The sequence below is a fragment of the Pseudonocardia terrae genome, from assembly GCF_021343995.1.
Classification (GTDB): domain Bacteria; phylum Actinomycetota; class Actinomycetes; order Mycobacteriales; family Pseudonocardiaceae; genus Pseudonocardia; species Pseudonocardia terrae.
In genome coordinates this window covers 1-1743 of sequence record NZ_JAJTTE010000139.1, presented here as the reverse complement: position 1 = coordinate 1743, position 1743 = coordinate 1, and the positions used below count along the sequence as shown (strand labels likewise).

The window sequence follows — 1743 nt, the reverse complement described above, 5'->3', positions numbered from 1 at the left end:
GACCCGAATCCGCGAGTAGGCCTTGAGTTGATCTGGGTTTGCCGGGCTGGGTGCTGGTCGGGTCACAGATCAGGTGTTGGGCAGCGTGGCGGCCCGAGTGTCGCCTCGGGTGAGCGGGTTCCGGTGCTGGTCGGGGCCGGTGCGGCCGGGTCAGGACAGGGCGGGCAGGCTGCGGAGGCGGGCGAGGACTTCGGCGAGCAGGTCCTCGCCGGGTGGTAGGCGCAGGGTGAGTGCGCGGGCGTGGCGGACCAGGCGGGCGGGGACGGCGATCAGCCGTCGACGCAGGGTGGCGATCATGGCCTGGCCGCCGCGGACGCCGTGCCCGACCAGCCGCCCCTGCCGGGTGTGGGCGGTGAGGTGGTGCAGCCAGCCGCTGCTGGTCGCGGCGAGCAGCGCGGCCCACATCCAGGCCTGGTTGACCGCGTGGTGCCCGGAGGGCAGGTGGCGCAGGCCTGCGCCGTGTTTGGCGTCGCGGAACAGGTTCTCCACCTGGGTGCGGTGGCGGTACCAGTGCTCGACCTGCGCGGCGTTCTCTCCGGTGGAGACATCAAGGTTGGTGACGATGAACGAGTAGGCGAACACGCCCTCGGCTTCAGCGATCTCGGCCAGGTCGTCGAGCGGGAGTGCCCGCTGCTGGGGGTGCAGGGTGCGGCGACGTCGGGCCCGCGGATCGCTCGAGACCTGGCCGCGGCCGAGGTCGAGGCGGACCCGGCGGATCACCAGTCGGGTGCCGGCCGGCCACCAGTCCGGGCAGTACTCGGTGACGGCGACCTGAGCGGCGCTCATGTCGATCGCCTCGGTCCAGCCCTCGGCCGGGACTCCGTCGAGGAGCCGCCACAACGGGGCGGTCCGCCGCGCGCCGATGGCGAACTCCACGTCGGTGAACAGGGCGGCGCGAGCGAGTTGGCCGGCGAAGTAGCCGGCGTCGGCGCGCAGCCGGACCCGCCCGGCTCGGGCCGGGGTGGGCAACGCGGCCAGCGCCCGGCCCAGCAGCTCGGCGCTGGTGGCGCGCGGGTCGTCGCGGCCGTCCCCGAGGTCGGCGGCCAGCACCACCGACGCCTCCGCCCACGTGGCCACGTGTGGGCGCCCGACCCGTTGGCCCTGGTGGTTGAACGCCACGCCGTGCTTGCCCCGCCCGTAGACCTCGACATCGGTGGTGTCCAGGTCGATCGTCACGCTCTCGGCCAGCGCGTGCGCCCGGCCGGGTGCGACGCGCTCGAGCAACTCCACAGCGGCCGCGTGCATGTCGCCGAGCCCGGTCTCCACCGCAGCCCACTGGCGCTCGGACAACCGGCGGGCCAATCCGGCCGCGGTGGTCGAGGCCAGTCCCGGCACCGGGGTCAGCGCCTGCCCCGCGACATCGTCGCGGTGCCGATCGAGCCCGACCAGGAAGTCCTCCCCGCACCACTGTGCCGCCGCCATACCGACCAGCACCTGCCCGGCAGTGAACCCGCGGTCCCGGGTCTTGATCGGCCCGACCGCGGCGTCGAGCCTGTCGATCACCCCGAGCCGCTCGACCAGCTCGGTCACCGCGACCAGCCCGGAGAACCTGGTCAACGACTCGTCCGGCGCGCCGACCTGCACCCGCGCACACCGGGCCCGCCGCTTGCGTACTCTTCGCACCCGATAGGTGTCCTCTCGACCTTGATGACTGTGTCGTCGCAAACACGATCATCGCAGGTCAGCAGGACACCTATCGTTCTCTCACCGTCCGCGAGCGCCCACTACTCGCGGATACGGGTC

The 1743-nt window shown here is 73.0% G+C and carries 1 protein-coding gene; it reads right to left on the bottom strand.

The features are described from left to right. Nucleotides 1-150: 150 nt before the first annotated feature. Complete coding sequence (locus LWC33_RS34590; protein WP_233308926.1) at nt 151-1584, bottom strand: IS1380 family transposase; 1434 nt, start codon at nt 1582-1584, stop codon at nt 151-153. Between the last annotated feature and the right edge of the window lie 159 nt (nt 1585-1743).